The sequence below is a fragment of the Sinorhizobium sp. genome, from assembly GCF_059070375.1.
This window is the reverse complement of record NZ_JCACWC010000001.1, coordinates 429,787-455,916: the sequence shown is the minus strand read 5'-3', so window position 1 is coordinate 455,916 and position 26,130 is coordinate 429,787. Positions and strand designations below refer to the sequence as shown.

Sequence of the window (26,130 nt, the reverse complement as noted above, 5' to 3'; positions counted from 1 at the left end):
TGGTTTCGATGAAGGAAAGTACGACAAGGAGAAACAACATGGCTGATAGAGGACCAACAGTTGTGAATACCGGAGGCAACGGTGCTGGTTGGGCCGTCGCAGTGATCGTGGTTCTGCTGATCGTCGGAGCCTTGTTCCTGTTCGGCGGCGACCTGTTCAACGGCGGCGGAGGCGGCGGGAATACCGATGTCGACGTGAACGTGCCGAACGTCGAAGCGCCTCAGGCACCGTCTGGTGGAGAAACATCGGCGCCTTCAGGCGGCACGGCGACGCCAGCTCCCTCGGGCGGCGGACAGCAATAGCTCCTGCAGAATGCAGACGGAGTTCCTGCACAGAAGTGGCTGCGTCGACGGAGGGTGCGGCGCTGCCACTCTTTTCGAGATCTCGCCTTTGAGTGCAACCGCGGAAGACGCTTCGGCCCTCGTTGGGTCTTCAACGAATGCGCTGCCTCGGATGCAAACCCGATGAAACGACAGGCCTATCGAATAGGCCTAAGCGACGGTCGGCCGGCTGGGGCGCCGGTCACCGGCAACGCGTTTGTCCGGGAAGCTCTCTAGCTCGCCCGCGGCACGTTGAATGATGTCCCGTATCCACGCGATCGCCGGTTCTTGAGCAGCCGCGATCCCCCAGAGGAGCGAGAGCTCCGATCGTCGCGCTGGTTCAAGGCGAAGCAGTTTTAGATCCGGATGGCTGCGCATCAGCGCGCGGGCGGAACGGTCCGGCAGCGACGAAACCAGGTCGGTGGTTTCCAGCAGATGGCCAAGTGCGGCATAGCTCGGTAGCGAGACGGCAATGTTGCGGTGCTGCCCGCGCCGCGCCAACTCCACATCAAGGTAGTTCTGGGAAATTGGCCACGGAAGCGGATAAACGTGCCGATGGGCTAGAAAAAGCTCGGTCGAAATTCGATCGGCACAATCGTAGAGATCCGAACGCGGACCGGCGAGGACAACGAGTTCGTCCTCCCACAAGGTGATTCCGTCCACCAATGCTCCGACAGGCGTGGTTCCACCGATGGAAAACACGAAGTCGACGCGACCGGTCGCGAGATCTGATTCATAGCTGCGCCGTTCAAACGGCTCCACTGTCAGTGTCCAGTTGGGAGCTTGCTCGTGCAATATGGCTATAACGGCCGGCACCAGCGTAAGCTCCAATGCCCCGGGTGAAACGATCTTAACATCTCTCACCGACTCGGCCGGATGGAACGCCGTGGTGCATTGGCTCCCTCGCGTCTTTTCGAGCTCGGCGTTCAAAACCGTACTCAGGAGCGAAAGCGAGCGTTCCAGGCTCTGCGCGCGAATTGTAGGCAACATCGCCCCGCCGCTGCGTACAAAGAGAGGATCCGAGAACATTGTTCTCAGCCGGGCGAGTGCGTGGCTGACTGCAGAGGGAGAGACAAAAAGACGATCGGCGCAGCGGGCAACGCTCCGCTCTTCCAACATGACCGCCAGCACCTTCAAGAGGTTAAGGTCGACCTTGCACCAGTTCATAAATTGAATCTCATTCAGGTTACGCTGAGATTCTATCATTTGGCTCAGTTTGCGTCCTATGGCAACAACTTGCTCGAAGCACATCCTTTGATTGGTGAGAGCATGCCAAGAAACATCTATATGACCGCTGCGGTCGCAATTCTCATAAACCTCTTTTCTTCTCGAATATTCGCAGGCGAGATCACTCAACCGGACCGTTTTCGTCTGGAGCTCGAGACACTCGCCGACGCGCATCCCGGCCGCGTCGGCATTTGCGTGCAGGACCAGCCTAAGTCGCCTGTTTGTGTGAACGGCGCTCAACGCTTCTCTCTGCAGAGTGTCATGAAATTGGTCGTCGCTGCAGCCGTCATGCGGGCGGTCGACGAGCAGCGTATCCGGTTGGACGACCAAATCACCATCAGGCGCGAAGACCTGAGCGTAAACATCCAGCCCATCGCCGATATCGTCGCCAGGCATGGCTCCTTTGAGACGAGTGTTCGGGATCTTGTGCGCCGGGCGGTGGTCGCGAGTGACAGTGCGGCTACGGACGTGTTGATCGCCCGCCTGGGTGGGCCGAAGGCGATACAGGCCTTCCTCGACAAGGCGGGACTGACGGGCGTCAGAATCGACCGAACCGAGCGCGAGCTTCAAACTGAGACCGATGGGTTGATGTGGCAGCCAGAGTTCGTCTTTCCGCAGAGGCTGGAGCAGGCGCGCAGGGAAGTCCCCGCGGAAGCCCGCCAAACCGCCTTCGAGGCCCACATCAAGGACCCGCGCGACACCGCGACGCCCCGCGGCATGGCTGCTTTCCTGTACAGCCTTGCGTCAGGCAGCCTCCTGACTGCGGGCTCGACGGAATTCCTTTTGACGGTCATGAGCCAAACGACCACCTTTCCCGATCGCCTGCGCGCGGGCATCCCTCCAGAATGGGGTATCGGGCACAAGACAGGCACGAGCCAAACCCGTGGGGGCATCAATGGTGTGACCAATGATGTCGGTATTCTGACGGCGCCAGACGGGAGGCGCATTGCCGTGGCCGCGTTCGTTGCAGAGTCTCGCGCCGGTCAGGCCGAACGTGCTGCCGTCATCGCGGCCGCGGCTCGAGCCATCACCGCAGCCTACGAATAACAGTACGGAGTCCTCGCGAGCACGGGCATGACGCATTCCGCGTGCTGATCGGCGCAGATGAGGTCTTGTTTATGCTCCATTCGATCCACTATCGCGCATCCTCAGGCCTCGACAACGGATGGCAGATCATGACGAACAGCGCGCAGATGCAGGAACAGCGATTGAAGGCACTCGAACTGACGAGGAATGGCGCGCCGAAGCTGCCGTCCAATCCTTTCTTCGGCGTCGGCCCGATCACTGACGCGACCACCGATGAGGTGGACAGCCGCTTGCGGCGGATCGCCTTCGACGCCTGGATCGAGAAGACCTATCGCAAGTTCGACGACAGCGGCAATGATATCGGCGGCTTTACCACGGCGGAAATCTCCCGCAGCATGCATCGCGGCTATCCGGCCGACAAGATTTTGACCGACATGATGCGGGCGATCCATCGCTATTTCGGTTTTCCGAAGACGAACCGTATGGCAGTGGGTCTCGGCGGCGGCCACAGCGGCTTCACTGTCTGCGTCCAGCACCTGATGAACGCCAACGACGCCTCCCAACGCGTCTATGTCGATACGCCGCGGCCAGAGAGCGATCCTTCGAGAGCCGCGGGCTTCTTCCGCCAGTCCTGGGCGACCCAACTCGTCGAAATGCAGCGATTCGCCGAGAAGGGCTGCGAGAGCCGAATTCATTTCGCAGCCTCCGAAGGCGTGATTCCGACGGCAGAAGAGCTCTCCGCCCTCGGCGTGTCGATCTTCGTCGGCGTCGGCCACGAGACGACCGGCGCCAATGCCTATACCAGCGGCGAGATCTGCGAACTGTTGAAGTGGATCGACGGTGATCCGGCCAACCGGCATGCGGTTTTCGATGCCACCTCGATGCTCGGCGCCATGCCGTGGGAACCGGAACTGGTGAGCGCCGTGATGGCGAAGTGCTGCCTGTTCATGCCCTTCCAGAAGGCGATCGGCGGGGTCTCGGGTTATTTCGTCGCCTCCTTCACGCCGCATGCCCTGACGTTGATCGAGAAGAACCAGCAAGACCCTGCCTGGGCTATCCCGCGCCAGCTGAAGATCGCGCCGCCGGTCGACCCGAGGCAGCCATTTTCGGCCAAGCGCTCTGTCGACGCCGGCCCGTTCTACGATGCCGCCGAAGACCGCATGCTCGGCGGCGTCATAAATACCTACAGCGCGCTCGCGTTCGCCGAGACCACCTTCGGTCTCTTGCAGTCCGAGGCGCGCGTCGGCTCCGTGGTCGAGCTCAACCGGCGCTCCGCCGCCAATCGCAAGGTGATCGACGAGTGGGTGGAGACGCATCCGCTCCTGAAGCTGACCGTTGCCGATCCAGAGCGTCGCGGTGCGGCAGTGACGCTCCTGAAGGTGGTCGACGAAGACATCACAGATACAGACATCCACGCCCGCATCATTGCACGTTCGAAGCAGCTGCTCGGCTATGAGGGCATCACCCATCCGAATGGCGAATACGAGCCCGGCCTCGACGCGGCCCGCTATGTCAATGCCTTCCCCGGCACACCCGGGGACTATCGCGCCTGGGTCGGCGGCATCCGCGAGCCAGACGACGTCGTCGCACTGCTGGAGAACCTGCAATACGCCTATCTGCGCGCCAAGATCGTCGTCCTCGAAGAGGAACTGGCGAAGAAGGGCGTCACGTTCGAAGCCCCTGCCAAAGCCGGCCAGGCCGTCCGCAAGGATGATCCCGACCGTGCCTACACCGTGCTGATCGCCGACCTGGTCGGACTGCGCTTCGGTGCCGATGGCCGGCCGGATCACGGCGAGGTGAAGGCATATATCGAGGAAAAGGGCGGCGTGTTCCACCTGGGGCCGATCGGCGACCGGTCTGCCCTGGAGAAAGGCCGCGTCCACTTCTTCTACCAGCCGGATCTGAGCACCGAGGCGGAAATTCTGCCGCAGACCGACAAGGGCCAGTACGACGCGCTGATTGCGGCGGCGACCTTCATTCCGAAAGCTTCCGTATTCCCGCTCGGCGGCGTGCGCATCGGCGCCGGCACCGGCAACATGGGCTCGGCCTCCTGGGGCGGCGGCAATGGCGAGGGGGGCCAGGCGCCGCTGATGAACACGCCGGGCATAAACAGCCGCGCGACCGCCCAGATGGCGATGAAGGCGATACTGAAGGTCGTTCCAGACCTGCCGGTCGACAGGCTGCACCGGATGGTCGCAGAGGGCGACTTCGATACCGGCCGTCAGCTCAAGGACTTCCCGACCGCCAAGCTCGAGGGCCGCAGGATCGCCATTCTCGGCTACGGCAATATCGGCCGTGAAGTCGCCAAGCTCGCCAAGGCCTTCGGTATGCATGTCGCGATCTACGCCCGCCACCACCACAAGCACTGGATCGAGACGGAGGGCTTCGAATATGCCGAAAGTGCCGTAGCCGCGGCAACCGGCGCCGACGTGCTCTCCGTCCATATCGGTCTCGGACGCCTGGATCCGGTGACCGGTCACTATTCCAACGCCGGAACCGTCGACCAGAAGGTGCTCGGCGCGATGAAGGATGGCGCCGTGCTGGTCAACTACGACCGGGGCGAGGTGGTCGATACCGCCGCGCTTGACGAGGCGCTGTCGACAGGCAAGATCGCGCATGCGGCGATCGATGCCGACCTCTTCAAGGACGTCGCAACCGGCAAACTCAGCGGCCCGATGCTGCCTTACCTGACGCTCGAGGAACGCCATAAGGGCCGGCTGGAACTCCTCCCTCACGCGGCAGCCGACACGGATCATCCTTCGCGCGTGACCGGCGCGAAACAGGCGGTAGACCAGATCTTCGATGTCATCCGCTTCAAGTCGGTCACCAATCTCAAGGGGGATCTGCCCGAGGGCTACGTAGCGGCCGGCAGCCGCACGCCCGCCGGCATCGGCCGCGTAACGAAGCGGCTGGTCACCGAGGTCGGTGGCAAGGCGGAACTCCTGGTGGAACTGCGGCAGACGTCGGAAAGGGCTGCGGCAATCCTGGGCGCGCTCGCCGCCGTTGCCGACCCGGATCACCGCGGCCGGATCATCGATCGCTATACCGGCCTGCTCGTCGAAAGTGTCGATCGTCAGCGGGCGCTGCTCGACCGGCTCGGTCTCTACGGACCGGTGGAGGAGTAGATCGGTCGTCATCCGGCCACGCCGTTCGCGCTTGACGCGCGGGGCGTGGCCGTAAATCTGAATTCGATCAGTGCTTCAGGGCTCTTTCCTGATCGATTTTCTCGGTCAGGAAGATGGCGAACGCCGTAGCGGGTAGCGCAAGGCCGATCATGGAGGCGAGCCACCACCCGCCAGAGGCAAATGCCCAGGCGCCCAGGGCAGAGCCGACGGCGCCGCCAGTGAAGAATATGGCCATGAACAGGCCGTTGAGCCGGCTGCGCAACTCCGCGCCGAGTTCGTAGATCGAGCGCTGCCCGGTCACCAAGGTCATGGTCACGCCGAAGTCGAGCAGGATCGCCGCCAGCGTCAGAAGCGTGAGCGCGGTAGTGGATCCTTCGGTAGCGGCCTGCGTCATCAGGAAAGCGGCTCCTACACCGACAAGGCCGAATGCCGTCGCCGGCCGGATCAAGCCCTTATCCGCGAGGCGCCCGGCGATGGGGGAAGCAATTGCGCCCGCGACACCGGCCAGGGCGAAAAGCGCAATGCCGTTATGACCAAGCCCGAAGCGCGGGCCGGCAAGATAAAGCGGCGTGACGGTCCAGAAGAGGCTGAACGCAGCGAACTGACAGGCCTGATAGGCGGCGCGGCGCTGCAGGACCGGCTGCGTCGCGAGGAGCTTGCCCATCGATTTGATGAGCTGGCCGTAAGTCATCCGGGCCGCCGGTCGGCGGGTCGGCAGCTGCAACCACAGCAGGCCGCCCAGCCCGACCATGACGACGGCCGAAACATAGAAGACGGCATGCCAGGAGCTGAGGCCGGCGATCAGCCCGGAAATCGGCCGCGCCATCATGATCCCGACCATCAGCCCGCTCATGACATTGCCGACGACGCGGCCCCGAGCCGCATCCGGAGCAAGGTTGGCAGCGAAGGGTACGATCATCTGGACTGCGACGGAGCCTAGACCGATGGCAAGCGAAGCTGTGAGGAAAGGCCCGGGTGTGGTCGAGAGACCGGCCGCGATCAGGGCAAGTGTGACCAGTCCGATCATCGTCACGATTAGCCGACGATTTTCCAGGAGATCGCCCAGCGGCACGAGCAGCAGCAATCCGATGCCATAGCCGATCTGGGTCAGGGTAACGATCAGGCCGGTCGCCTCTGCCGGCAGGCCGATGTCGAGTGCGATCGGGCCGGCGAGTGGCTGGGTATAGTAAAGGTTGGCGGCAATCAGGCCGCAGGCGGCGGCCATCAGAAATGTCATGCCGGGAGAAAGCCCGGCCGGATGCTGAGTCTGGGCGATGGATACGGGAGCTGTCATTGAAGAGTTCCTTGGGAGGCAGGAGGCGGACGGTTCAATCAGTCGAGAATGCGCAGGACGGCTTCGGCGGAAGCGAGCATCTGGTTTTCCAGCTCTCCGGTTTTGCCGGCGATGCGGACGCCCTGAAGATAGGAAAACAGCGCAAGCGCGGTCCCCGCAGGATCGACGTTCTGGCGGATTGAACCGTCTTGGTGGCCTTCGCGGATGAAACCTTCGAGCCGGGAGACGAGATGGCGATTGTGTCCGGCCACCTTTTCGGCGATCTCGGCGTCCGACAGAACCAGTTCCACGGCAGCGCCAATGGCCAGGCACCCACGCCTGCCGGTTTCGCCGCAGGCGGAGATGGCATAGAAACCGACGACGCGGGCGATCTTTTCGCGACCGGTGGAGGCTGAGGACAGCGCCTCATCCAGAAGATCGGCCCGGATTTGCTTATAGCGGTCGTAGGCGGCGACGAAGACGTCACGCTTGTCACGAAACGCCTTGTATATGCTGCCGGCGGTCAGTCCCATTTCCGCCTTGAGCTCGGCGATCGAGGTCCCGTGATAGCCCTTCTCGGAAAATATGCGGATCGCCGCATCCAGAGCCTGGTGCATGTCGAATTCGCGCGGCCGCCCGACGGGGCGAGGAGAGATGCTTTCGAAACTCATCTGATCGACCTATTTGGAAACGTTCATTTCCTAATAGGTCGCGGATTCGATTTGGTCAAGCGCATCCTTGAGTTCTCATGACGAGCAGTTGCAGTGCAGGGTGTAACTTGTAGTAACCCGAAGCGGCTAATGAACAGCTGTGGGACGTTCGCAACATTAGCCCGCTCGCTACGCGAGACTGGATGAAATCGAACCGTTGACGCCTTGCCGGCTCCTTCAGCCGCAGCGCCTCTTCGACCGAGATCTCGTCGAACGGGTTCATCGACATCTTCACATTGGCAAGCTCGACGCGCGTTCCATCCGCTTTGACCCGGATCTTGACGTTGTAGTCGACGACCCGTTTAACCGCGACCAGGATCTTCATAGTTCCTCCTCTGTCCTACTATTTAAAGCTGTGCAGTGGCTTGCGAACGCAGCGGCATTGTCGAGCGCGGCGCACAACCGATAAGCCAATTGAGATCCGCCGGGACCAACGGTCATCCTTCCATGTTCGACAGGGAGCGGCCGATCTTTAAACGCTCAAACCGAGGCGATGTAGTGCGGTCAACTCCCGCCAGCACGCTTCGCAATATGAGTGCCAGGTTACTGGAGCGGGTTGAATTTGCATGATGCGCGAGCCACTGCTCGGCAATCCAGTCTGTCTTGGTGATCGTTGCCAATCAGGAAACGGTCACCAGCACCGACGTCGCGCGGATGCGCATCTGGGTCGGTGATAACTCTGACGCCCGGTCGGCGGCGGCGTGGAGTACGCCGGTCGCGCCTCGCTACCAAGTTCGACCGTGCCGCCGGTATTTGCTACAATAGATTCTTTGGGGGAGGATATCATGGGTATACTTGATCGCCTGCTTTCGTCGCAAGATCCCTTCATCAGCGACGGGGGCATGGAGACAGACCTGATCTTCCATGAAGGCGCCGAAATGCCGCTGTTCGCCTCCTTCGTCCTGCTCGATAGCCCAGAGGGGCGCGAGATGCTGCGGTGCTACGCGGTTTCGTATTTCGACTTGGCCCAGATCGCGGGGCGCGGCTTTGTGATGGGCACGCCGACCTGGCGCGCCAATGGCGGCTGGGGGCCGAAGCTCGGGCTCGACGAGGCAGGGATCCGGGACGTCAACCGGCGCGCCGTCGCCTTCGCCCGCGACCTGCGGAGCGCCCATCCCTGGCGTGACCATATCCTGATTGAGGGGGTGCTCGGGCCGGCAGGCGATGGCTATGCACCCGAGCAGCTTCTGACCCCGACCGAAGCGGCCCGCCTGCACAGCGCCCAGCTGGAGACCTTTGCCGAGGAGGGTGTGGAAATCGCGTCGGCCTTCACCATCACCCATCCAGGCGAGGCCATCGGCATGGTCAACCGGGCGCGCGATCTTGGCCTGCCTTTCGCACTCTCATTCACGGTCGAGACCGACGGGCGGTTGCCGACCGGGCAGGACCTCGATTCCGCGCTCAGCGAGGTCGAAGCCGCGACTGGCGGCTACGCTCGTTATTACGGGATTAACTGCGCCCATCCCGAGCATTTTGGCCAACAGCTGCCATCGCGCTGGCTCAACCGGATTGGCATGATCCGCCCAAACGCCTCGCGCCGCAGCCATGCCGAATTGGACGAAGCCACCGAGCTCGATGACGGTGACCCGCAGGAGTTCGGCGCGCTTTACGCTGAAATGGCAGAGCGGCTCCCCGGACTGCGCGTCGTCGGCGGATGTTGTGGTTCGGACCTGCGGCACATCAAAGCTCTGATCGCGGCGGGCGTCTGAGCCCCGGTCGGCCAGGCTTCAAGACGAAACAGGTGTCGTGGCTGATGTACCAGGTGCCGCCGTGGGCCGCGCCTGAGGATCGGCAGCGGCTTCGCGTCGTAGACGTAAGCTGCAAGTAGACCCGTCTGGATGATACCGAGTGCTCTTCCATCAACGCTCCGAACGCGGCGGCCACAAAAAAGGCCGATCATAATATCTTGTCTCGTGCCGGTGCTTTGATCCAGTAGAAACGACGACATAGCCCCCAAAAACCGAGTACCGCGATGGTGGCTATAGTCCTCATCTCCCTGCTGAGCCATCGTCTCCGCAATCTGGAGCGGCATAGGCATACCCCTACGCGGGTTTGCCTTTAGAGAAAAGTCGCCGCTGCCCTCACCGCGCACTCAGCGTAGGGTTACCGCGATTAACGCGGAGTCTCACCGCATGGCCCAGCATTTTTCAGGTTTAGAGCGGCCGCCGGTTGTACTTAGTTCGCCCGGGTATCGGTTGCTAGTCCGGTCTATATTGTTCTCGAACGTTCCAGAGCCGAGATCGGAGGCGTCTCCACAACCGCGAATTAGGTGACCTCATGCGTGCCGCTCACACTTATCCGTCTTGCGAAGACTTCCGGCATGGTCTCGCGCAGATTGTTCCTCATGCGCGAGCGAAATATGGGCGAGGCAGGAGACCGTCGGGCTGTGCGAAAGGATGCCTGCTCTATTTGTCGCAATCGATGTCCTTGTAGAGTAAGTATTCTGCTTCACTGAACCGGACACCCGAATGGTCGAAGCAGAACCGCTTAGGCAGGATCCTGAAAAGGTAGCGCTTCCCGCATGCCGCCGGAACATCCAGAGAATACAAACGAGCCATGCTGGACGGTACGGGGTCTGTCCATTTTTTATGTCCCGCGAAGGAAACGTCCTGCAGGAGCGTCGCCGATCCGGAGCGGCCGACGCCTCCTGCCGCTGCGACGACGCCCGTTCCCTTCGCCTCGTCAATCGTTGGATACTCGTGCCGCGTCAGTGGTGCGCCGGCCAGCGGCACGTCGGTTGTCTTGAATGCCACGTTGAAGCGCACGTCGTCGCGGGTCGGCACGCGGCCGTAGCCGTTCAGGTACTTCCAGGAAAGGCGTAAGAGCTTTTGCGTGCCCTTCGTGGCGGTGGGGTTAGGATGTACGTCGGCCGAAAAGTTCCTTGGCACGAAGGTGTCGACGCCTCCGCCTGGGGGTGGGCACTGCGTGAACAGCGGCCTGTATCCACATTCGCGTCCGCCGACGCCCCATGCGCATCGGCTGAGACGCAGCCAGTCGTCGTCATTGAGTACGCGCACACCTTTCCATAAGCTCCCCCCATGCCCCGGTGTCATCCACGGACTGATCTTGCCTGCTCCAGTGGCGGAGGCCCAGTCGGTCCTATGGTTCTGGACGAGCATGAGGGCTTCCTTTTGCGCGAAGAGGGCCGCGTTCTGCATCACCGTCGGGTTCGGGATGACGGGCGCCTTCCCAGTGGCATCGGCGGCGAAGCGACGTCCCGACTCCAGCGTAGTCAGGCTGTGGCAGCTCGAGCATGGATGGCCTTCGATCAAGAAGGACCTACCGTCAAGCAGGGTGCTGGCGTGGGCGGCCGAATATGCCGAACCGATCACGCGGAACGGCGCGTCCGCTCTCGCGATACGGCCCGGAAGGAAGTTGCCCATGCTGAACACGGCGCGCGGATCGTGTCTGCTCTCGAAATAGCCGACTCTCGCCTGTTGCATGTGCGGATCGATGACTGTGGGCTTCTTGTTGTCGTGACAGAGTACGCAGTCGACCACGGCGCCGCCGTCGTAAAGCTCCTCCGCAGCGCGCCGCCCGGCGGAGTCGCCGTAGGATGCTCCGCCGGGCGGCGGGAAGCGCTCCCTCCAGTCGAACACGGAGCGGTCCTTCCGGCCGTCGAGGAATGCGATTTCACCCGTGACGTTGTTGAATCCGATTGCGCTGTACCGGGAGAACCGCGGATCTGTCTCCGTCCAGTAGGGCTCCGCCGCGATTTCCAGGCTTTCGGACGATTTCCGGCAGAGGAACAGCCACTGTACATGGTCACGCGTGACCCGGCCCACCCGCGAGTTCATTCCGCAGAAAGTCACGCCCCCTGCGAGCGAAGGCTTGTCGCAGCGGTCGACGGCAGTCGTCCACTTCACCAGTCGGCCTTCGACGTCACGGTGTGCAAATTCGAGCGGAGTGGCTGCCTTGGAGAGATTTGGTTCCAGCCTTACGACGTTTCCGTCGACCTCGAGACCGACGGGTCGCGAATTCGGCCCCGTGCAGACCCCATCCGGCATGGGGCCGAATACCGACCTGGCCTCGTCGCCGAATTTCGTCACCGGATTGGTGCTCGTAATTGCCGGACCCCACAACACGTCGCCGTTCCATTGAAGAAGAAGGTCGTATGGCGACACCGTCCGGGTGCCGGCGGTTGCGGCTTTTGGGGCAGCGTCTGCAAAGGCCTCCAATTTCTCATAAGGTTCGGCGTGCAGGTCCCGCAGAGTAGGGATCTCCGATTGTATGGGCAGAGAAAGCGCGACAGCAATTGCCGCGGCGAGATGGACGAAGCGCCCCACGTTTCATTCCCCATTTTTCGTCTCGCGCGGATTGTCAGCGCGCGCTGGCCTGGATCCCGGACTGATTGGGGGCGACCTTGAGGACAACGAACTTCAACAATTCGCCATCCCGTGTGATCGTTGCGTATAACTTGGCCGTGTAGTCGAGCTGTACCGCGCTGACCCCGATCGTTTGAATGCTCACTTGGACCGATAAAGCAACCTCGAAGTTGCCCTCTTGCGTCTTACCAATCAGGATGCTGCTAAGCTGGCGCGTAGCACTGGAGTTCGTTGCAGCGAGGGGCGCGAACATCGTCTGGAATTGCTTGGCCAGCGATCCTGCCGAAATGGCAAGCACGGAATTCGGATTGCCCGGGTCGCAGTGGTAGTACTGTCCCGCATTCACGAACAAAGCCGCCAGCCCGTCGAAGTCGCGGTTGTCCATCGTCCACGCATATTGGGAGAGCAGGTCAATCACGTCTCGCCGTTCCTCCGGCGTGGGCGCGGTTAATGACCCGCCGCGGTATTCCCTCCAAGGCATATTGTTTGACCCGGGGCATTCATTGGCCGCGACTGCCGGCGAGACCGCAAGCAAGGAGAATACGGCCAAAGCCGTGAAAATCTTATACGCTCTCAAGTTGACCCCCTCTGTGCTGCCCACCGAGGGTCCGGCCCGTCCCTACGCTATTCCATGCCATGCACTACCAACGGACCGCACCAGACGTTCTCGCAGCACTGCAATATACGTGGCCACCATGCGACCACGTCTAGATTAAACTCAAGTTGTTGAATGACCTCAGCTTGAAGAGTAGCTTGAACCGAAGAAACACGCAAGTTGAGTTGCCTGTCTACTGGGCGGATCCGGCGATGAACGACGTCACGCAATGGCTGGCCGAGATCGGATTGGGGCATTTGGCGGACAAATTCGTCGACGCGCAGATCGATTTCGACACGCTCGCGCTGCTTTCCGATCAGGATCTGCGCGAACTGGGCGTCCCCATGGGCCCCCGCCGCAAGCTGCTTGCAGCAATCGCTGCGCTCGGCAGGTCGGCGGAGCCCCGCGCGGGTGGTCGCACTCCAGTCGAACGCCGGCAGTTAACGATCCTGGTTGGCGACATGGTCGGTTCGACCGAGTACGCCTCCAGGCTCGACCCCGAGGACGTCAGCCAGCTCACGCAGACATTCCTCTCGCGATGCAGCGCGCTTGCAAGGTCGCACGGGGGCTTCGTCGCGAATTATGTCGGCGACGCGCTGCAGGTCCTGTTCGGCTTTCCGGCGGCGGAGGAGAACGACGCCGAGCGCGCGATGCACTTGGCGTTCGACATCGTAGCAGCGATGCCACAGATAGAAACGCCGGACAGTTCGCGCCTGGGGGTGAGGATTGGGGTCGCGAGCGGCCTAGTCGTCGTCGGCGACATCGAGGGCGCGCCTGCAGGGATTTCGACGGTGGCGTTCGGCCATGTCCCGAATCTCGCCCACCGACTTCAGGCTATAGCCGAACCGAACAGCATCTACGTCGACGAGAACACGTTCCAGGCGACGTCGGGCGCCTTCGAGTACGCCGACGTCGGCGGCAAGACGCTGAAGGGCTTCAGCAGTCCCATCCACATCCGGCGCCCCCTCAAGCCGATCGCAAGGAAATACCGCTTTGCGGGCGAACTCCGGTCGACGCCGCTGGTGGGGAGGAGGAGCGAGCTGCAGGCGATCGAGGCCCTCTGGGACGCCGTGCGAGCCGACTGCCATGGACGCGTTGCGTTGATAAGCGGCGAGCCGGGGATAGGGAAATCGCGGCTGCTCTTCGAGCTTGGGAGGAGCTTTCCCGAAGCGAAGGCGCTTGTTGCGCAGTGCGCCCCCGCCTTTTCCAACAGCGCACTTTATCCGTTCCTGAGGCTGCTCAAGCAGGAGGCTGGCATTACCGAGGACGCGCCGTTGCCGTCTGAAAGGCTGCGGGTCGCTCTGTCGGCGAGCACCGTTCCCTTGTCGGTCTCGTATCCGATCTTCACACGGCTCCTGGCGGTCGAACCCGACTACGAGCCGTCCAGGCTTGCCTCGTTCCAGCAGGAGGTCGCGATCAGCCAAGTGTTTTCGGACTGGCTCCGGCAATTTGCGAGCGCTGGACCCGTGATGCTCTTCGTGGAGGACGAGCAATGGATCGACCCGTCCTCCGGCAAGCTCCTCCAGACGCTCGCGCACGACGTCGCGCAGTCTCCGGTGCTCCTCCTGGTGACCTCGCGCGAGAGGCAGACGAAGGCGGCGTTCGACACCGCCGTCACGGTGCATCTTGCCCTTGAGCGGTTCTCCCGCGAGGAGGCTGGCGAGTTCGTCCAGAACGTCGTCGAAGGGGGCCATCTGTCTTCCGGCGTCCTCTCAATGCTCCTTAGCAAGGCCGAAGGCGTTCCCCTCTATCTTGAGGAACTCGCCCGATCGGCCCTCATGCTTGCTCCCAATACGCCCGGTCGGTTCGGGCCGACGGCCGAGAGCGACGTCGACGTCCCCGTCTCCCTCCAGTCCGCGCTCATGTCCCGTCTCGATAAGCTCGGCGCCGTTAAGACGGTCGCGCAGACGGCCGCTGTGATCGGCCGGGAATTCGACCTGAAGACGCTCGCCCATGTCGTCGGTCTCTCGAGCGAGGTGCTGCGGCCGCAGATAGATCGTCTTGTTGCCGTCGGCCTCGTCGCGCCGCAGCCCTTCAGCAACTGGCCCCGCTACTCCTTTGCTCACAGTCTGCTGCAGGAGGCCGCCCGCGGGGCGCTGCTTCGTGACAGGCGGCGGGAGCTTCATGCGCTCGTCGCCAAGGCTATCGAGGTCGTTCAGCCGAGGACGGTCGTGGAGCATCCCGAGATCCTTGCCCAGCACTATGACGAGGCGACGCAGTTCGAGCGCGCCGCCGACTATTGGCTCAGGGCGGGCAGGAAGCTTGGGGCAACGTGGGCGAAGGTCGAGGCTGCGAACATGTTCGCCAAAGGGATCGAATGTGTCCGTAGAATACCGCGTTCGACGACGCGCGACAGTAGAGAGCTGACCCTCGAACTCGAAAGGGGCGACGTCCTCTACGCGGCATACGGATACATGACCGGGGACGGCAGCGACGCGTACCGGAACGTCATGCGGCTCAGCGAGGCGACCGGAGATCCGGAGGCGGCGATCCGGGCCCTGGACGGCCTGTTCGGAACTTCGTTCAACTCCGCCCGGTTCTCGGACGCGGAATGGGCGAGTAACCAGCTCAAGGAGATTGGCCGCAGGGATGGCAACATTAAGGCCCTCGTGCTCGGACTGCAGTTCGGAGGCATGTGCGCTTTCGCGCGCGGCAGGTTTCCGGAGGCGCGGGAGGTGTTGCTGGAGGCCCTTGAGCACCGCGAGCACGCCGATGAGGTAGGAAGCGACTTTCCAAGCATGTCCATGCTCTATCTCTCGTGGACGCTGCAAATACTTGGGGAGGCAGATGCGGCCGTGGAGTTGTTCCACGCGGCTGAAATGGAGACCCGCGGACAAACGGACTACCGCCTCGCTGCGTGTCTGGGTAACGGCTGCATACTGATGTCTCTTCGTCAGGACGTAGCGACGCTCCAGAGGCTGGTGGACGAGCTCGTGCCGCTCGCGACACGCAACGGATTCCAGCTCTGGCTCAACTTCGCGTCGTTCTTTTCCGGGTGGGCCAAGGCGGCAAGTCAGCAAGACGCCTCCGGCATCGCGCAGATGCAGCACATATGCGACAACATGGGCGAGCAGGAGGTCGATAAGACATGCTATCTGGGCGTGCTCGCCGACAGCTACCTTCGAATGGGACGGACTGACGAGGCGTCAGCGACCCTCGATCAGGGCTTGAAGCTCGCAAGGCGTACCGGTGAGCACTACTACATGCCTGAGCTGCTTCGTCTACGAGGAGAACTGCTTAGGCAGACGGATCGGTCGGCTGAGGCCAAGAGTTCGTTTGAGGAGGCGATCTCTTTCGCACGCGAACAGGGGGCCAAGGCATGGGAGGCGAGAGCCAAGCAGTCACTTGAGTTGCTTTCGTCTGATCCGCCGCAAAGATAGAGGATGCAAGTCGGGGTACGGTGTGCTCGAACTGCCGCTGACTGACCACCTGACGATGGGCAGACCTTCATCGGTCCTGGCGAGCAGAAACTCTCGGCCGGCGTGGACGGTACCGCTTCCCTTGCTCGACGGGACCTTTAGGAATGCCTTGGATGTCTCGTTATTGGGCACGACGAGGGTTTGGTCTGGCACGCTTTCCTTCTGCGTCACCCAGTCGTTCCCTTCTAGTGGTCACGCCGCGCGCGCAGAGGCCGCAGTTGAAAAGTCGGCGCTCAAGGCGCGCGCCCCCGTTGACCTTGACGAGTGCGTGAGTCTTGGTCTTGTGGTTGCGCACCAGTCGGCGTTCCGGGTCGACTACTGCGCCGTAGTCGATCTGGCCACGCATGAAGAGGTCGTCGACGAAGGCCTTGGCCGCCGCAGTTCCGCTCGGGGGGGGGATTGGCTCGGCATTGAAGCCGGCGGACGTCACGGTAAAATCGCGCGGCTCCGCTGCGGCCTCCACCAAGAGCACGCCGTCGATGCCATATTGGGACGCCGGCAGCCCGACCATCGGCAGCGGCTCTCGCTCGGCCGTAGCCGAATTCGCCGCCGCGGTGAGCAACTTGACGTTCGCCATCATTGGGAGCGAGGACGCGGATTGCAGGGAAAGGATGCTTCTCCCCACGAACACGCCCTTGGCGATCGACGAATAGGTCGGGTCCACCTGGGCCGCGATCACCATGTTAGCGGCGACATGGGCGTAGCAGTTGGTGACGATTGGCGACGACCACTTCACACCTTGAACGAGAAATCCGGCGAGGTCGTCGGCGACGGCAAGCAGCTCCGCCTCAGTCGGGGCGCCTGGGTTGGCCGCCTTCGTGGCGAGCGAAACGCCGAGAATCTCGAAGAAGGCGCCCGTGAAAATGCGCGAGAAAGAGTGCGGCTTCGACGAGAGCTGAGACATGGGTGCTGCACTTGGGAGCGTCATCGGGTCCTGATAGTTGAACGAGTTGACCGCACTTCGCAGGCAGTCCGCTTCGGCCAGGTCAGGATCCTGCGCGCGAAGGGCGCTTCCGAGCTGCTCCGCGAGCCTTGAGAGACGCGACGTCGTGTAGAGGTTTCCGCCACTGACGGCGAGGACCGCGGTCCGCAGCGACGGAATCTGGATGGCCGACATCAAGGCGCTGATGTCGCCGAAGGACTCATGAAAGGCTGCGATCTCCTGGCTGGCGACGCCCCATAGCTCGGGCATGAACGCGTCAAGCACGGCGTGTCCCACCTCGTGACAGCTTACGTCGGGACTTTCGCAGGTGAATACCGTTCCTGTCACACCCGGACCGTGGAAGAAGTTCAACGCAGCCCGATCGTAGTTGGCGTCGAGGTCGAATCCGTTGTCGAGCAGGACGTTGAGGCTCGGCCCCCCGTGCCATTGCGTCAGCGGTACCCGCTGCGCCCAATAGTCGGCGCCTCGCCTCAACGCGGCCGCGGTGGCCCAATAACGGAACTCAGACGTCCCGTGCGCGTAGATCGCAGGTGGCGGCCCCCCCGCTGGGAACGAGAACGCAAGGGGAAGCTTGGAAAGATCCGGCGTAGGCACCGTCAGACCCATGGCCGTTTCAGGATCGTCCTCCCACGAGCCCACCGTTCCAGCAGGAGTGAAGGAAGGTACATTCGTCTTTGGGGCCTTGGTCTTCGCGGTAGCGGTTGTCGGCTTGTTCGGAGCTCTTTTGGCTTTCCTGGGCATTTGAGACATGCGGATGCCCTTTCCCAAATTTGCGCTTGAGTTGAACGATAACTATTTCGGCGCAGAAGATACGGTGTGAGCGCCTTCCTGCGCCTTCACGGCGGCGCGCACCAAAGCGTCGTGAGCCTGGAAGGTTAGACACTCCCTCGCGGATCCATTGCTCCATGCGTTCCAATCGCTGATCTGGACGATGACGGTCCCACTGTCCGGGTAGACGTGGATGAATTGGCCGTCCCGACCGATCGCAGTGAAATCAGAGTGCCCACGTCGGAACCACCAAAAGTACCGGTATTCCAGAGGGCAGCCGGCATTTTGATAGCTATTTCTCGGGTCGATCAGGTCGCCGGTGTTTCTTCTGGTTGCTACCTCGAACCACGCCTCCGGGATGATCTGGCGCCGGCCCACCCTTCCTTTATTCAGAACAAAGACACCGAACCGTGCGAGGTCAGCGGCTTCCGCTTTGAAGCAACACGACCCTATCGCAGTGCCGTCCCGGTCAACACCCCACGACGCGTCGCCTTGTGCGCCGATAGCGGACCAGATGCCTTCTTCGAGGAAATCGGTGAGGGAGGATGGAGTTACCATGCGTTCCGCAACTGCGGCCGCAATTGCGGAATCCAGGGCAGAATAATTGAAGCTGTCTTCGCGGTTCTCATCGCGCACTCGATATCGCCTCGCAAAGTCCCGAATATTCATCCTCAGGTTTCGCACGTCGAGGCTGAACTGATTTGCGTCGGAGAAAAGTCCGTACCAACCCAACTCATTCCAGCGGACTCGGGAGCGCATACGCAGGACGTCGTGAAGGGGGACGTCGACGTATGCACTGGCGGGTGGGACATCTAACCTTGCAACAAACCTGCCTACCGGTTTCTTCAGGATATGCTCGAAATCTTCGCGCGACCTTGCGCCATAGCGTGTCGCGATTGCATGCCCCAGCAAGGTTGAGGTGAACGATTTCGTTACGGAAGCGATGCCGTAGCGTCGGGTCGGTTCATTGCTGGCGCCCCGCTCGGGGCAGAAGCCCGCATCGGGACTGAAATATTCGAGGTGCAGCGCGTTTTTTCTCACGACGAGCAGTGCGCAGACGCGTGCGTACTGCACAAATGTGTTCAGATCACATCGTCTGGATGGCGTGACGTCGCAGTCAAATGTGACCCCTTCAATTTCTGCTCCTCGCACGAAGGCGAAACGAGACTTTGGACGATGTATTATGTCGTTCTCGGTGGCGACTGCAGAGCCAAATCCACTTACAAAAGTCGCGAATAGGAGTAGGGTCACCCACGCAGCAAGCGGATTTGCCAAATGGTGGACGCTAGGCCCTCTCATTTGGGCGACACCCTTACCGAATCGACCTCAAGGACGTCTGTACTGGGCGTGTAGTTCCGGTAGTGCCCCATCTTGAACTTCGTCTTAATCGTCGTGCCCGGCGCCGGCAAATATCCGATCTTCCCGGATATTCGCACGATGAAACGACCGTCCTGATGAACTTCAATGAAGTCGCGCTCATCTCTCCCGGCCTTGATGAGGTAGCGCATTTCCGTCCACCCGGATGTGGGCGGATCCAGCCACGGGTTGGAGCCATAATTCGCGACGAGCGCGCTGGTGCACGCTTCACCCTCGTCCTTCGTCGGATAGGTCAGCTTGCATTGTGACAGAGCGCCTTCCTCCCATTTGAAAGTTTGATTAGGAGCCTTGGCGGATGCAATTAGACACCTGCAGTTCTCATCCTGAACAGTGAGATTGAGAATCCCGCCATCATACCGCTGCGCGAGGAATGGACTCGGGCTCCAGCCGTCGCCATATGAGGGGAGGGGCTCCTGTTTCCATTGAGCCGTAATCCAGCGCGTCCTGGTGGAGGATTCGGGTTTAGTAGTGCGGAATGTAATTGCATATTCATGCGTCGCTGCACTGTCGTGTTCCAGATCATTGGTGAGACGCAGTTCTTGGCGTTGAACTACCGAGGTGTCGGACTTGAGGATGGTGTGATCCGACAGCCCCTCGATGAAGGATGGTCCCAGGTCATCCGGGAAATCGTCGTCGCGTTTGAAGGCTGACCCGTTTGGGATTTTGCCCCCATTGGGGACGCCACATTCTATCTCTTCGCTTTCTTCGCAGTTGTTGTCAGTGATCGATGGATCAACTGTAATCTGGGCGTGCTTGTCGCCGACCTCTTGCGGGTCAGAATCGAAGGTGACAGGCCGATTTTGAGCGATCTGGCAAGTACACCACCTTTCATCGAGTTTGCCAGCGCGAAAGTCTTCCGACAAATCGGTTGCGTAGGAAATCGAAACGGTTGTGGCTAACACGCATGACAGGACGGTCAACCGCATCTTCGCACCAACCACGCTGGTTGAATCTATCAATCAGCATGCGTTAAAGTACATAACTTGTCGAGGCGGAAATGCCAGCCGCGCAACTACATTTGCTGCTACTTCGCGCTGCCTGAACCTTTCTGAGTCGGCTCGTGAGGGCAACCAAGGTCGCCGACACGATCGATACGCACGCACCGACGGTCGAGCTGTATCGTGAGTTCGCGAAGTAGTGTCTTGCGGCTCGGCATTCAACTATCGAGCCTTGCTGCATATTCAAGGCGTTGGTCCATCCAAACAGGATGACCGTTAGGATTCTTGTCAAACGTTCATTCGCGTGGCCATCAAATTTCTCCCCCGTAAGCGGATCCACGGTCTGAGCCCATAGCAATTACCGGCGGTCCGCGGCAACTTGTTTTCGGCTGACGTAGGGGGAGGTTGAATGCAATTGACTCCGTTGATTCGCTGGTTTGACTGCCAGAAGGCTCCCATCCGCCGCTCCGCCCAACTTCAATCTCTGTCCGAAGGTCGGCAAGATCACAGACGGCGGTAGCGTTCGCGAGGAACTAGGACATTGAGACGTAGGCAACGTTTAGATTGAGAGCCCTCATGCACCGGGAGGTGATGATGAGAAAGAACTCCCGCAAGATATCGCCTGAGGTCCGCGCGGCGATCAGCGTGTTTCTGAGCGCATGTCAGAAAGAAGCCCGGCCATTTGCGACCACGGAAGCTCTTGGCGCAGTCCGGCGAGTTTTTCCTGATTTGGATATTTCAGATACAGACCTCATGGATGCCATCATCAGCGAAGCATCCTTGGCGGGTTTCGACGTAGACATCCCAGATCCTCAGGCCGCGGCGCGGATGAGGGATTCGCTTCAAGAATGGGATAATGAAGGCGGCGCAATCGACAAATCGCCGCGCGGCGAAACTCAAGGCAGGCGTGGCAATGACACGAATGGCACGGGGGGGCGGGCAAAAGCGACCAAGGACCGGAATGAGCTGCTCTAATACGGCACTAGGGAGCGGCTCAGCAGTTTGACAATTGGACCTTTTCGCGAATTTCAACCCCGGCTGACGCTTCCCTGTTGTTGCCTGCGCAGAGGTCGGATCCAAATGTTCCATTCCGATTTCAAGTGTCGGCCGGCGCCGTCGGCTGAGGGGAGTACCCCGCGCACTTCAGAATACGTCCAGATAGCTGAGCAACGAAACTAGGCCGACGACTACAACGACGATCTGAGCCATCTGCCTCATCGTCGAGTCAATCGGAAGTTTTTGCACGAGGTAAAGCACCAGCGCGATGACAAGGACCGTGATCAGTATGCCAATTATGATGGACATGGCCCGGCTCCTTTGGACGACGTGCCTTTCGGTGAAAGTGTAAATATGGTTGAGTGTAAAGGAAAGGGCGGCGTGGGCGCGGCACAGAAAGATCGGCAGGCCCATCGGCGCGGGATAAAAAAATCCAGGCCGTTGACCACACCGTGAGGAGCTCGGCACAGCCCGGGACGGACCCGTCCGCTTGCCCTATGACCTCATCGCAGCCGGACCGATGCCGTGATTGTCACATACCACCAATGATGTGTATTCTATCTCTCGGCCATCGAGCTCGGTACCATTGGCCCATTCCTATTGGGCGAACCAGCGTATTTAAACTTCACGAACAGTTTGCGATCCCCGGCAATCAGGATGTAGAGCCTCGAAGTCCATGTTCCTTCCGGCTCTTCGAAATTTCTCTGCTTTGGTGCGGTCGGAAAACGGTTGAGAAATGCGTCGATTGGCACTCTCGTATAGGACGACGCCGATAGGAGGCCCCAGCATTTCCATCGACCCGTGGCGCAACGTAAGCTCCACTAGGTGCGGGTAGAACTGCTAACACAGAGGAAAGGCCTTAGGCGTCGCATCACCTGGGGCGGAACCTGTGCGGCGAGTTATCCGCGTCGCGCGCCAGCACGTAACACTCGGCGGCGAACCGACGGCTGGTATTTTCGATCTGTGCTCAAAAGATGGTGTAACGGGCGGAACCCGGCCCGCCAGGTTTGAGGCGCGGTGGTCGTCCCTCACAACGATGGTGTCGCGGAGTCAGCAGTGGCCTGCTCCAAAGCAGCACGGAGAGACGACCATGAAGCAGTATGCCGACGTCACTGGAATACTCAAGTGTGTGCGTGGTGGATGCGGACGGCCGCATTGTGCGGGAAGTAACGATCCCCAGCGAACCCGATGCGCTGATCGCCTGGTAAGCGATGGCCGTTGGCGATCAGTATGGTGGTATGGTGGGCCCGGCAGAACTCGAACCTGCAACCAATCGGTTTTGAGCCGACGGCTCGAACCATTGAGCTACAGGCCCCACCAGAGAGTTTCTAGGGATAGCAAACCGATCGATCAAGCTCGGTCGCGATGATTGTTCCCTCTCAAGAGCGCCGACTTTGAGGCTCAGATGACAGTCCACGGGATCGCTGAAACGCCAAGTGGGTAAATAGTAGCTTTGGTGACCTAGCTTCCTCGGCCATGCTGCCCCGCGGGCCCCTTTGGCTATTCTTTCGGCAGACCGTAGCGAAGCACGCGCAGCTCTTCGTCTTCGAGAGAAATCTCCAACACCCGATTGATAAGGTCATCGTCATTGTCGAGCTCGATCAATGCCTGCTCGAACAGTCGAGGTCCATGCCGGGTGGGCCGTTAAGGCAGATCAGCCCGGCATGGATGGCGACGTCGGCATATTGTCCCTTGGTGCCCGGCTTGTCTTTTGGTCCCCGGAAATCGACCGAGTTCTTCGTGACAAACGTCCAGTCGCCTTCGAGAATGATTGGTTTGAGCTCCCAGTCCTCCAAGCCGCCCTTTTTCATCCAGACGATGTGGCTTGTTTCGCCGTGGCCCTTTTCGATTGCCATTTTTGCCAGTTGCGGACTGAGGCACTCATCGATCAGAAACTTCATCCCGTCTTCCTACGACGGGGGACGCGACGATCTGTGATGATGACTGAGCCTTCGGGAATGTCGCCGGAGACGCGGGGCCGGCCGCGCAAGGGGTTCGCTTCCGCGTAGATAGACGCGAGCTTTATCTTCTCCGCGTCCAGGCTAGGCCAGGTTTCCAGGATGCGCTCAACCGCATGACCAGCCGCTACGGATGCGGCAACATCGTAGACCGGAATGCGGGTGCCGCGGATGACAGGCGTACCGCCAAGTACGTCGGGTGAGGCTGTCACGATCTCTCGCGCTGCGGCAAGGTCGTCCAGCCGTTCGCTCGCACCTCTCATAAAGGGCATAAGATCGATCGTCAGAAACTCGTGGTGAACGGTCCAGTCCTCGCGCAACAGGGCCGCCCAGGGGAGTGTGCGCGCTTTTGTCAGTCGGGCCTCTGCGGTGCGGATGGCAAACAGTCGCTCCTCCGACGTGAGGCGGCGCGCGCTCTCAAAATAGAAGGCGATGAGTGAACAGGCCCCCGCCAGGACGTGGCGGCCATTGTCGAGCGAAACGAAGGCGTCTGGCAGGATGTGCTCATCGATGACGCGATTGATGTCGCGTAGGCTCACGCGTGAGACAACGGCGGCCTCGCTCGCCTTCAGCATTTCCGCAACTGCGGGCATGTGAGCCTCCATATTAAATCTTCCGATGCGTCGGAATATATAACTCGCGAACCATGATATCAAGGCCTTGTCGAATGTCCGCCGGTGGTCGCTCGATAAGCTGTGCGGTGATCCTTACCCTGTTGCCGGATTTGCGGACGCTGCCCTCCAGCACATAGTGCACGCTGAGCTTCCGGCCCACCTCCTGAACGTTCACGTTCCTACCCTTGAAGGTGAAGGACGAATTGCGAGCGATCACGAACAGCTGCGACAGCTTTGAGAGAGCTGTGATGATATCTTCGGAGATTCCGTGGGCGAAATACTCCTGCTCGGCATCACCGCTCATGTTGACGAAGGGCAGCACGGCGATCGACGACTTCGGCGGCGGCGCTGTCGGAGGCAAAGCTTCCAGAAATTGGGAGCCCCTGCCTTCGCGTGAGTCCCGTTTCCGACTTGGAGCGAATAGACCCGGATCAGCTCTGCGATGTTCTTGAGCTGGGTGTTGCCGAGATCGCTGACCGAAAGGTCGAGTCTGGTCTTGACCTGGCGATAAGCATCCTCGGACAGGCAGATGCCCCCTTGGGCAGCGACGCCCTCAAGGCGCGAGGCGATGTTGACGCCGTCGCCCATCAGGTCGCCGTCGCTTTCCTCGACCACGTCGCCCAGATGAATACCGATCCGAAACTCGATGCGGCGGTCCTGCGGCACGCCGGCAGTGCGTTCGAGCATGCTGTTCTGCACCTCGATGGCGCAGCGCACGGCGTCTACTACACTGCGGAACTCGACCAGCGCCCCATCGCCTGTGCGCTTGATCACGCGTCCGTTGTGGACGGCGATGGTCGGATCAATCAGATCGCTGCGCAGCGCCCGCAACCTAGCCAAAGTACGGTCTTCATCCGCGCCAGCGAGGCGGCTGTAGCCGACCACGTCCGCCGCCAGGATCGCGGCTAGCTTGCGGTTGTCGCTCACAGGGGGCCATCGCCTCATCTCCATAATAGCAGGAAGACACAGGGAAGAGGAGACTTTCGGCGCCCCGTTCAGAGCGACTTTGGGTGAGATCAAGGCTCGCCATTTTTCCGATGCGCTGTCGTGCGCCGACCGGCCGGAACTGACCTCGGCGAAGATCATCATCTCCGGCGGCCGTGCGCTCGGCTCCTCGGAGAAGTTCAAAGAAGTCATCCTCCCGGTTGCCGACAAGCTCGGCGCCGCGGTCGGCCCTCGCGCGCCGCCGCCGATGCCGGCTATGCGCCGAACGACTGGCAGGTCGGCCAGACCGGCAAGGTGGTCGCCCCCGACCTCTACATCGCCTGCGGCATTTCCGGTGCGATCCAGCACCTCGCAGGGATGAAGGACAGCAAGGTGATCGTCGCCATCAATAAGGACGAGGAAGCGCCGATCTTCCAGGTCGCCGACTACGGCCTCGTCGCCGACCTCTTCGAAGTCCTGCCGGAACTTGAAAAGGCGCTTTGATGCGAGCATGGCCAATCAAGATCTACCGGAGAGCTCGACCTGGCAGTGGCTGAAGAAGGTCCGGACAGTCTCGTTGTCCTTCAGGAAGTGCGCCGTCCCGAAATAGATGGGAACAGGCGTGAGGCTCAGCAGCTCCACCCGGGTTATCGTGTCATCGTCCGGTCCGACGGACCAGGTTGGCAAGATGGAAAAGCCGAGGCCTTCGCTGACGTAGCGCCTGATGCTGACGCTTGACGACACCGAGATCAGCGGCTCGACAACCGCACCCTTGCTGCTGAGGAAACCGGTGGCGATGTCCCTTATTATCTGTCCCGGTTCATGCGAAACGAAAGGACGACCGCAGGCCCATTCGGGAATGCCGCCCTCGGCGGGAGCGGGTCCCCAGGTTCGGGGATAGACGAGCGAAAGGCTGTAACGGCCGATCAACTGCTGGATAACGACGGAGTCGCCAAAGTGCCGCTCCGCAATGAATATGTCGAGGCTGCCTTGGCGGACGAGATCCGACAGGGCAGTGTCGCGCTCGTATACGACAAGCTCCACGTCAGGGCGGCTTTCATGGAAATTCCGGACGACCCGGGGAAAGAGATCATGGAAGATTCCCTGCGGCATGCCGATCCGCAGCACCGGACGCTGGCTCTCCATCAGTCGCGTCAGACGCGTCAGCATGATGTCGAATTCCGGACGGATCAGTTCGTAAAGCGCAAGTCCCCGAGGTGTCAGTCCCACACGCCGTGCCCCGCGCTCGGCGACGACCAGCCGCTCGCCGAGGAGGTGTTCCAGCCGCCGGATATGGTTCGCCACTGATGGATGGCTGAGATTGAGTTCCCTGGCCGCGGCGGAATAGGAGCCGGTCCGTCCGAGCTGGTAGAAGGTCTGGACGAGTGAGAGGCTGATGCTGGGCAAGTGGCGGTTCCTGCGGCTCGTGGGCATTCGCGCCGAGGACGTTACGGTGAGCAGGGGCAGGGCCGCAAGGCGCAGAGCCGGCGAGTTGTAAGTTTTTTCATAACTCGTGCCCTTGTTCTTTTATCGACGCGGTTTTGCCGGGCGCGCTACGATCTGTCCCGAAACCTCCTTGCAAGGCGTTCGGA

General features: G+C 61.0%; 18 protein-coding genes, 1 tRNA gene and 3 pseudogenes. 7 read left to right on the top strand and 15 right to left on the bottom strand.

The genetic code is table 11. The features are described from left to right. Positions 1-38: 38 nt before the first annotated feature. On the top strand, positions 39-302 hold the full coding sequence (locus AC5J09_RS02260) for a hypothetical protein (RefSeq protein WP_100673320.1): 264 nt from the start codon (positions 39-41) through the stop codon (positions 300-302). Between the two features lie 189 nt (positions 303-491). Here the strand turns inward: AC5J09_RS02260 and AC5J09_RS02255 are convergent, their stop codons facing one another. After that, positions 492-1,526, bottom strand: coding sequence for a LysR family transcriptional regulator (locus AC5J09_RS02255; RefSeq protein ID WP_494296757.1), 1,035 nt, complete (start codon positions 1,524-1,526; stop codon positions 492-494). Between the two features lie 81 nt (positions 1,527-1,607). Between AC5J09_RS02255 and bla the strand changes: the two genes are divergently transcribed. After that, positions 1,608-2,594, top strand: a complete 987-nt coding sequence (bla, locus tag AC5J09_RS02250) for a class A beta-lactamase (RefSeq protein ID WP_494296756.1) — start codon at positions 1,608-1,610, stop codon at positions 2,592-2,594. A 128-nt stretch (positions 2,595-2,722) separates the two neighbouring features. After that, positions 2,723-5,698: an NAD(P)-dependent oxidoreductase gene (locus AC5J09_RS02245; RefSeq protein WP_494296755.1), complete on the top strand. Its 2,976-nt coding sequence runs from the start codon at positions 2,723-2,725 to the stop codon at positions 5,696-5,698. A gap of 67 nt (positions 5,699-5,765) precedes the next feature. Here the strand turns inward: AC5J09_RS02245 and AC5J09_RS02240 are convergent, their stop codons facing one another. The 3 genes and pseudogenes from AC5J09_RS02240 to AC5J09_RS02230 form a co-directional block, all read right to left on the bottom strand. Further along, on the bottom strand, positions 5,766-6,992 hold the full coding sequence (locus tag AC5J09_RS02240) for an MFS transporter (protein ID WP_494296754.1): 1,227 nt from the start codon (positions 6,990-6,992) through the stop codon (positions 5,766-5,768). A gap of 38 nt (positions 6,993-7,030) precedes the next feature. Further along, positions 7,031-7,642, bottom strand: a complete 612-nt coding sequence (locus tag AC5J09_RS02235; RefSeq protein ID WP_437405452.1) for a TetR/AcrR family transcriptional regulator — start codon at positions 7,640-7,642, stop codon at positions 7,031-7,033. A 196-nt stretch (positions 7,643-7,838) separates the two neighbouring features. Continuing rightward, positions 7,839-8,006, bottom strand: a pseudogene (locus AC5J09_RS02230) (electron transfer flavoprotein subunit beta/FixA family protein); the annotation flags it as partial. A 460-nt stretch (positions 8,007-8,466) separates the two neighbouring features. Here AC5J09_RS02230 and AC5J09_RS02225 point away from each other — a divergent pair. Continuing rightward, entirely contained in the window at positions 8,467-9,390 is a 924-nt protein-coding gene (locus AC5J09_RS02225) for a homocysteine S-methyltransferase family protein (protein WP_494296753.1), read from the top strand. A 696-nt stretch (positions 9,391-10,086) separates the two neighbouring features. On the opposite strand, the gene AC5J09_RS02220 is transcribed toward AC5J09_RS02225, so the two are convergent. After that, positions 10,087-11,967: a hypothetical protein gene (locus tag AC5J09_RS02220; protein WP_494296752.1), complete on the bottom strand. Its 1,881-nt coding sequence runs from the start codon at positions 11,965-11,967 to the stop codon at positions 10,087-10,089. Positions 11,968-12,001: 34 nt separating this feature from the next. Continuing rightward, positions 12,002-12,424 carry a hypothetical protein gene (locus AC5J09_RS02215; RefSeq protein ID WP_379937831.1) on the bottom strand — a complete coding sequence of 141 codons (423 nt, stop codon included), beginning with the start codon at positions 12,422-12,424 and terminating at the stop codon, positions 12,002-12,004. A 389-nt stretch (positions 12,425-12,813) separates the two neighbouring features. On the opposite strand from AC5J09_RS02215, the gene AC5J09_RS02210 reads away from it, so the two are divergent. Continuing rightward, the gene (locus tag AC5J09_RS02210; protein WP_494296751.1) at positions 12,814-15,981 is read left to right on the top strand and encodes an AAA family ATPase; all 3,168 of its coding nucleotides are present in this window, start codon (positions 12,814-12,816) and stop codon (positions 15,979-15,981) included. Positions 15,982-16,141: 160 nt separating this feature from the next. Here the strand turns inward: AC5J09_RS02210 and AC5J09_RS02205 are convergent, their stop codons facing one another. The 3 genes from AC5J09_RS02205 to AC5J09_RS02195 form a co-directional block, all read right to left on the bottom strand. Next, positions 16,142-17,569 carry a hypothetical protein gene (locus AC5J09_RS02205; protein ID WP_494296750.1) on the bottom strand — a complete coding sequence of 476 codons (1,428 nt, stop codon included), beginning with the start codon at positions 17,567-17,569 and terminating at the stop codon, positions 16,142-16,144. Positions 17,570-17,755: 186 nt separating this feature from the next. After that, positions 17,756-18,805, bottom strand: a complete 1,050-nt coding sequence (locus AC5J09_RS02200; RefSeq protein WP_494296749.1) for a serine hydrolase domain-containing protein — start codon at positions 18,803-18,805, stop codon at positions 17,756-17,758. A 221-nt stretch (positions 18,806-19,026) separates the two neighbouring features. Next, the gene (locus AC5J09_RS02195) at positions 19,027-20,034 is read right to left on the bottom strand and encodes a hypothetical protein (protein ID WP_494296748.1); all 1,008 of its coding nucleotides are present in this window, start codon (positions 20,032-20,034) and stop codon (positions 19,027-19,029) included. A gap of 606 nt (positions 20,035-20,640) precedes the next feature. Between AC5J09_RS02195 and AC5J09_RS02190 the strand changes: the two genes are divergently transcribed. Continuing rightward, on the top strand, positions 20,641-21,021 hold the full coding sequence (locus AC5J09_RS02190; protein WP_494296747.1) for a hypothetical protein: 381 nt from the start codon (positions 20,641-20,643) through the stop codon (positions 21,019-21,021). A 168-nt stretch (positions 21,022-21,189) separates the two neighbouring features. Here AC5J09_RS02190 and AC5J09_RS02185 read toward each other — a convergent pair whose 3' ends face one another. The 5 genes and pseudogenes from AC5J09_RS02185 to AC5J09_RS02165 form a co-directional block, all read right to left on the bottom strand. Then, the gene (locus tag AC5J09_RS02185; RefSeq protein ID WP_494296746.1) at positions 21,190-21,351 is read right to left on the bottom strand and encodes a Thivi_2564 family membrane protein; all 162 of its coding nucleotides are present in this window, start codon (positions 21,349-21,351) and stop codon (positions 21,190-21,192) included. 930 nt (positions 21,352-22,281) lie between these two features. After that, a tRNA-Leu gene (locus AC5J09_RS02180) sits at positions 22,282-22,357 on the bottom strand. Between the two features lie 286 nt (positions 22,358-22,643). Continuing rightward, complete coding sequence (locus tag AC5J09_RS02175; protein WP_494296745.1) at positions 22,644-22,943, bottom strand: DUF5615 family PIN-like protein; 300 nt, start codon at positions 22,941-22,943, stop codon at positions 22,644-22,646. Further along, positions 22,940-23,605: a DUF433 domain-containing protein gene (locus AC5J09_RS02170; RefSeq protein ID WP_494296744.1), complete on the bottom strand. Its 666-nt coding sequence runs from the start codon at positions 23,603-23,605 to the stop codon at positions 22,940-22,942. Before AC5J09_RS02170 ends, AC5J09_RS02175 begins: the two co-directional genes overlap by 4 nt. A gap of 62 nt (positions 23,606-23,667) precedes the next feature. Then, positions 23,668-24,541: pseudogene (locus tag AC5J09_RS02165) on the bottom strand (adenylate/guanylate cyclase domain-containing protein); the annotation flags it as partial. A gap of 100 nt (positions 24,542-24,641) precedes the next feature. On the opposite strand from AC5J09_RS02165, the pseudogene AC5J09_RS02160 reads away from it, so the two are divergent. Beyond that, positions 24,642-25,042: pseudogene (locus AC5J09_RS02160) on the top strand (electron transfer flavoprotein subunit alpha/FixB family protein); the annotation flags it as partial. A 15-nt stretch (positions 25,043-25,057) separates the two neighbouring features. Here the strand turns inward: AC5J09_RS02160 and AC5J09_RS02155 are convergent. Beyond that, positions 25,058-25,945, bottom strand: coding sequence for a LysR family transcriptional regulator (locus AC5J09_RS02155; protein WP_494296743.1), 888 nt, complete (start codon positions 25,943-25,945; stop codon positions 25,058-25,060). Positions 25,946-26,130: the final 185 nt, after the last annotated feature.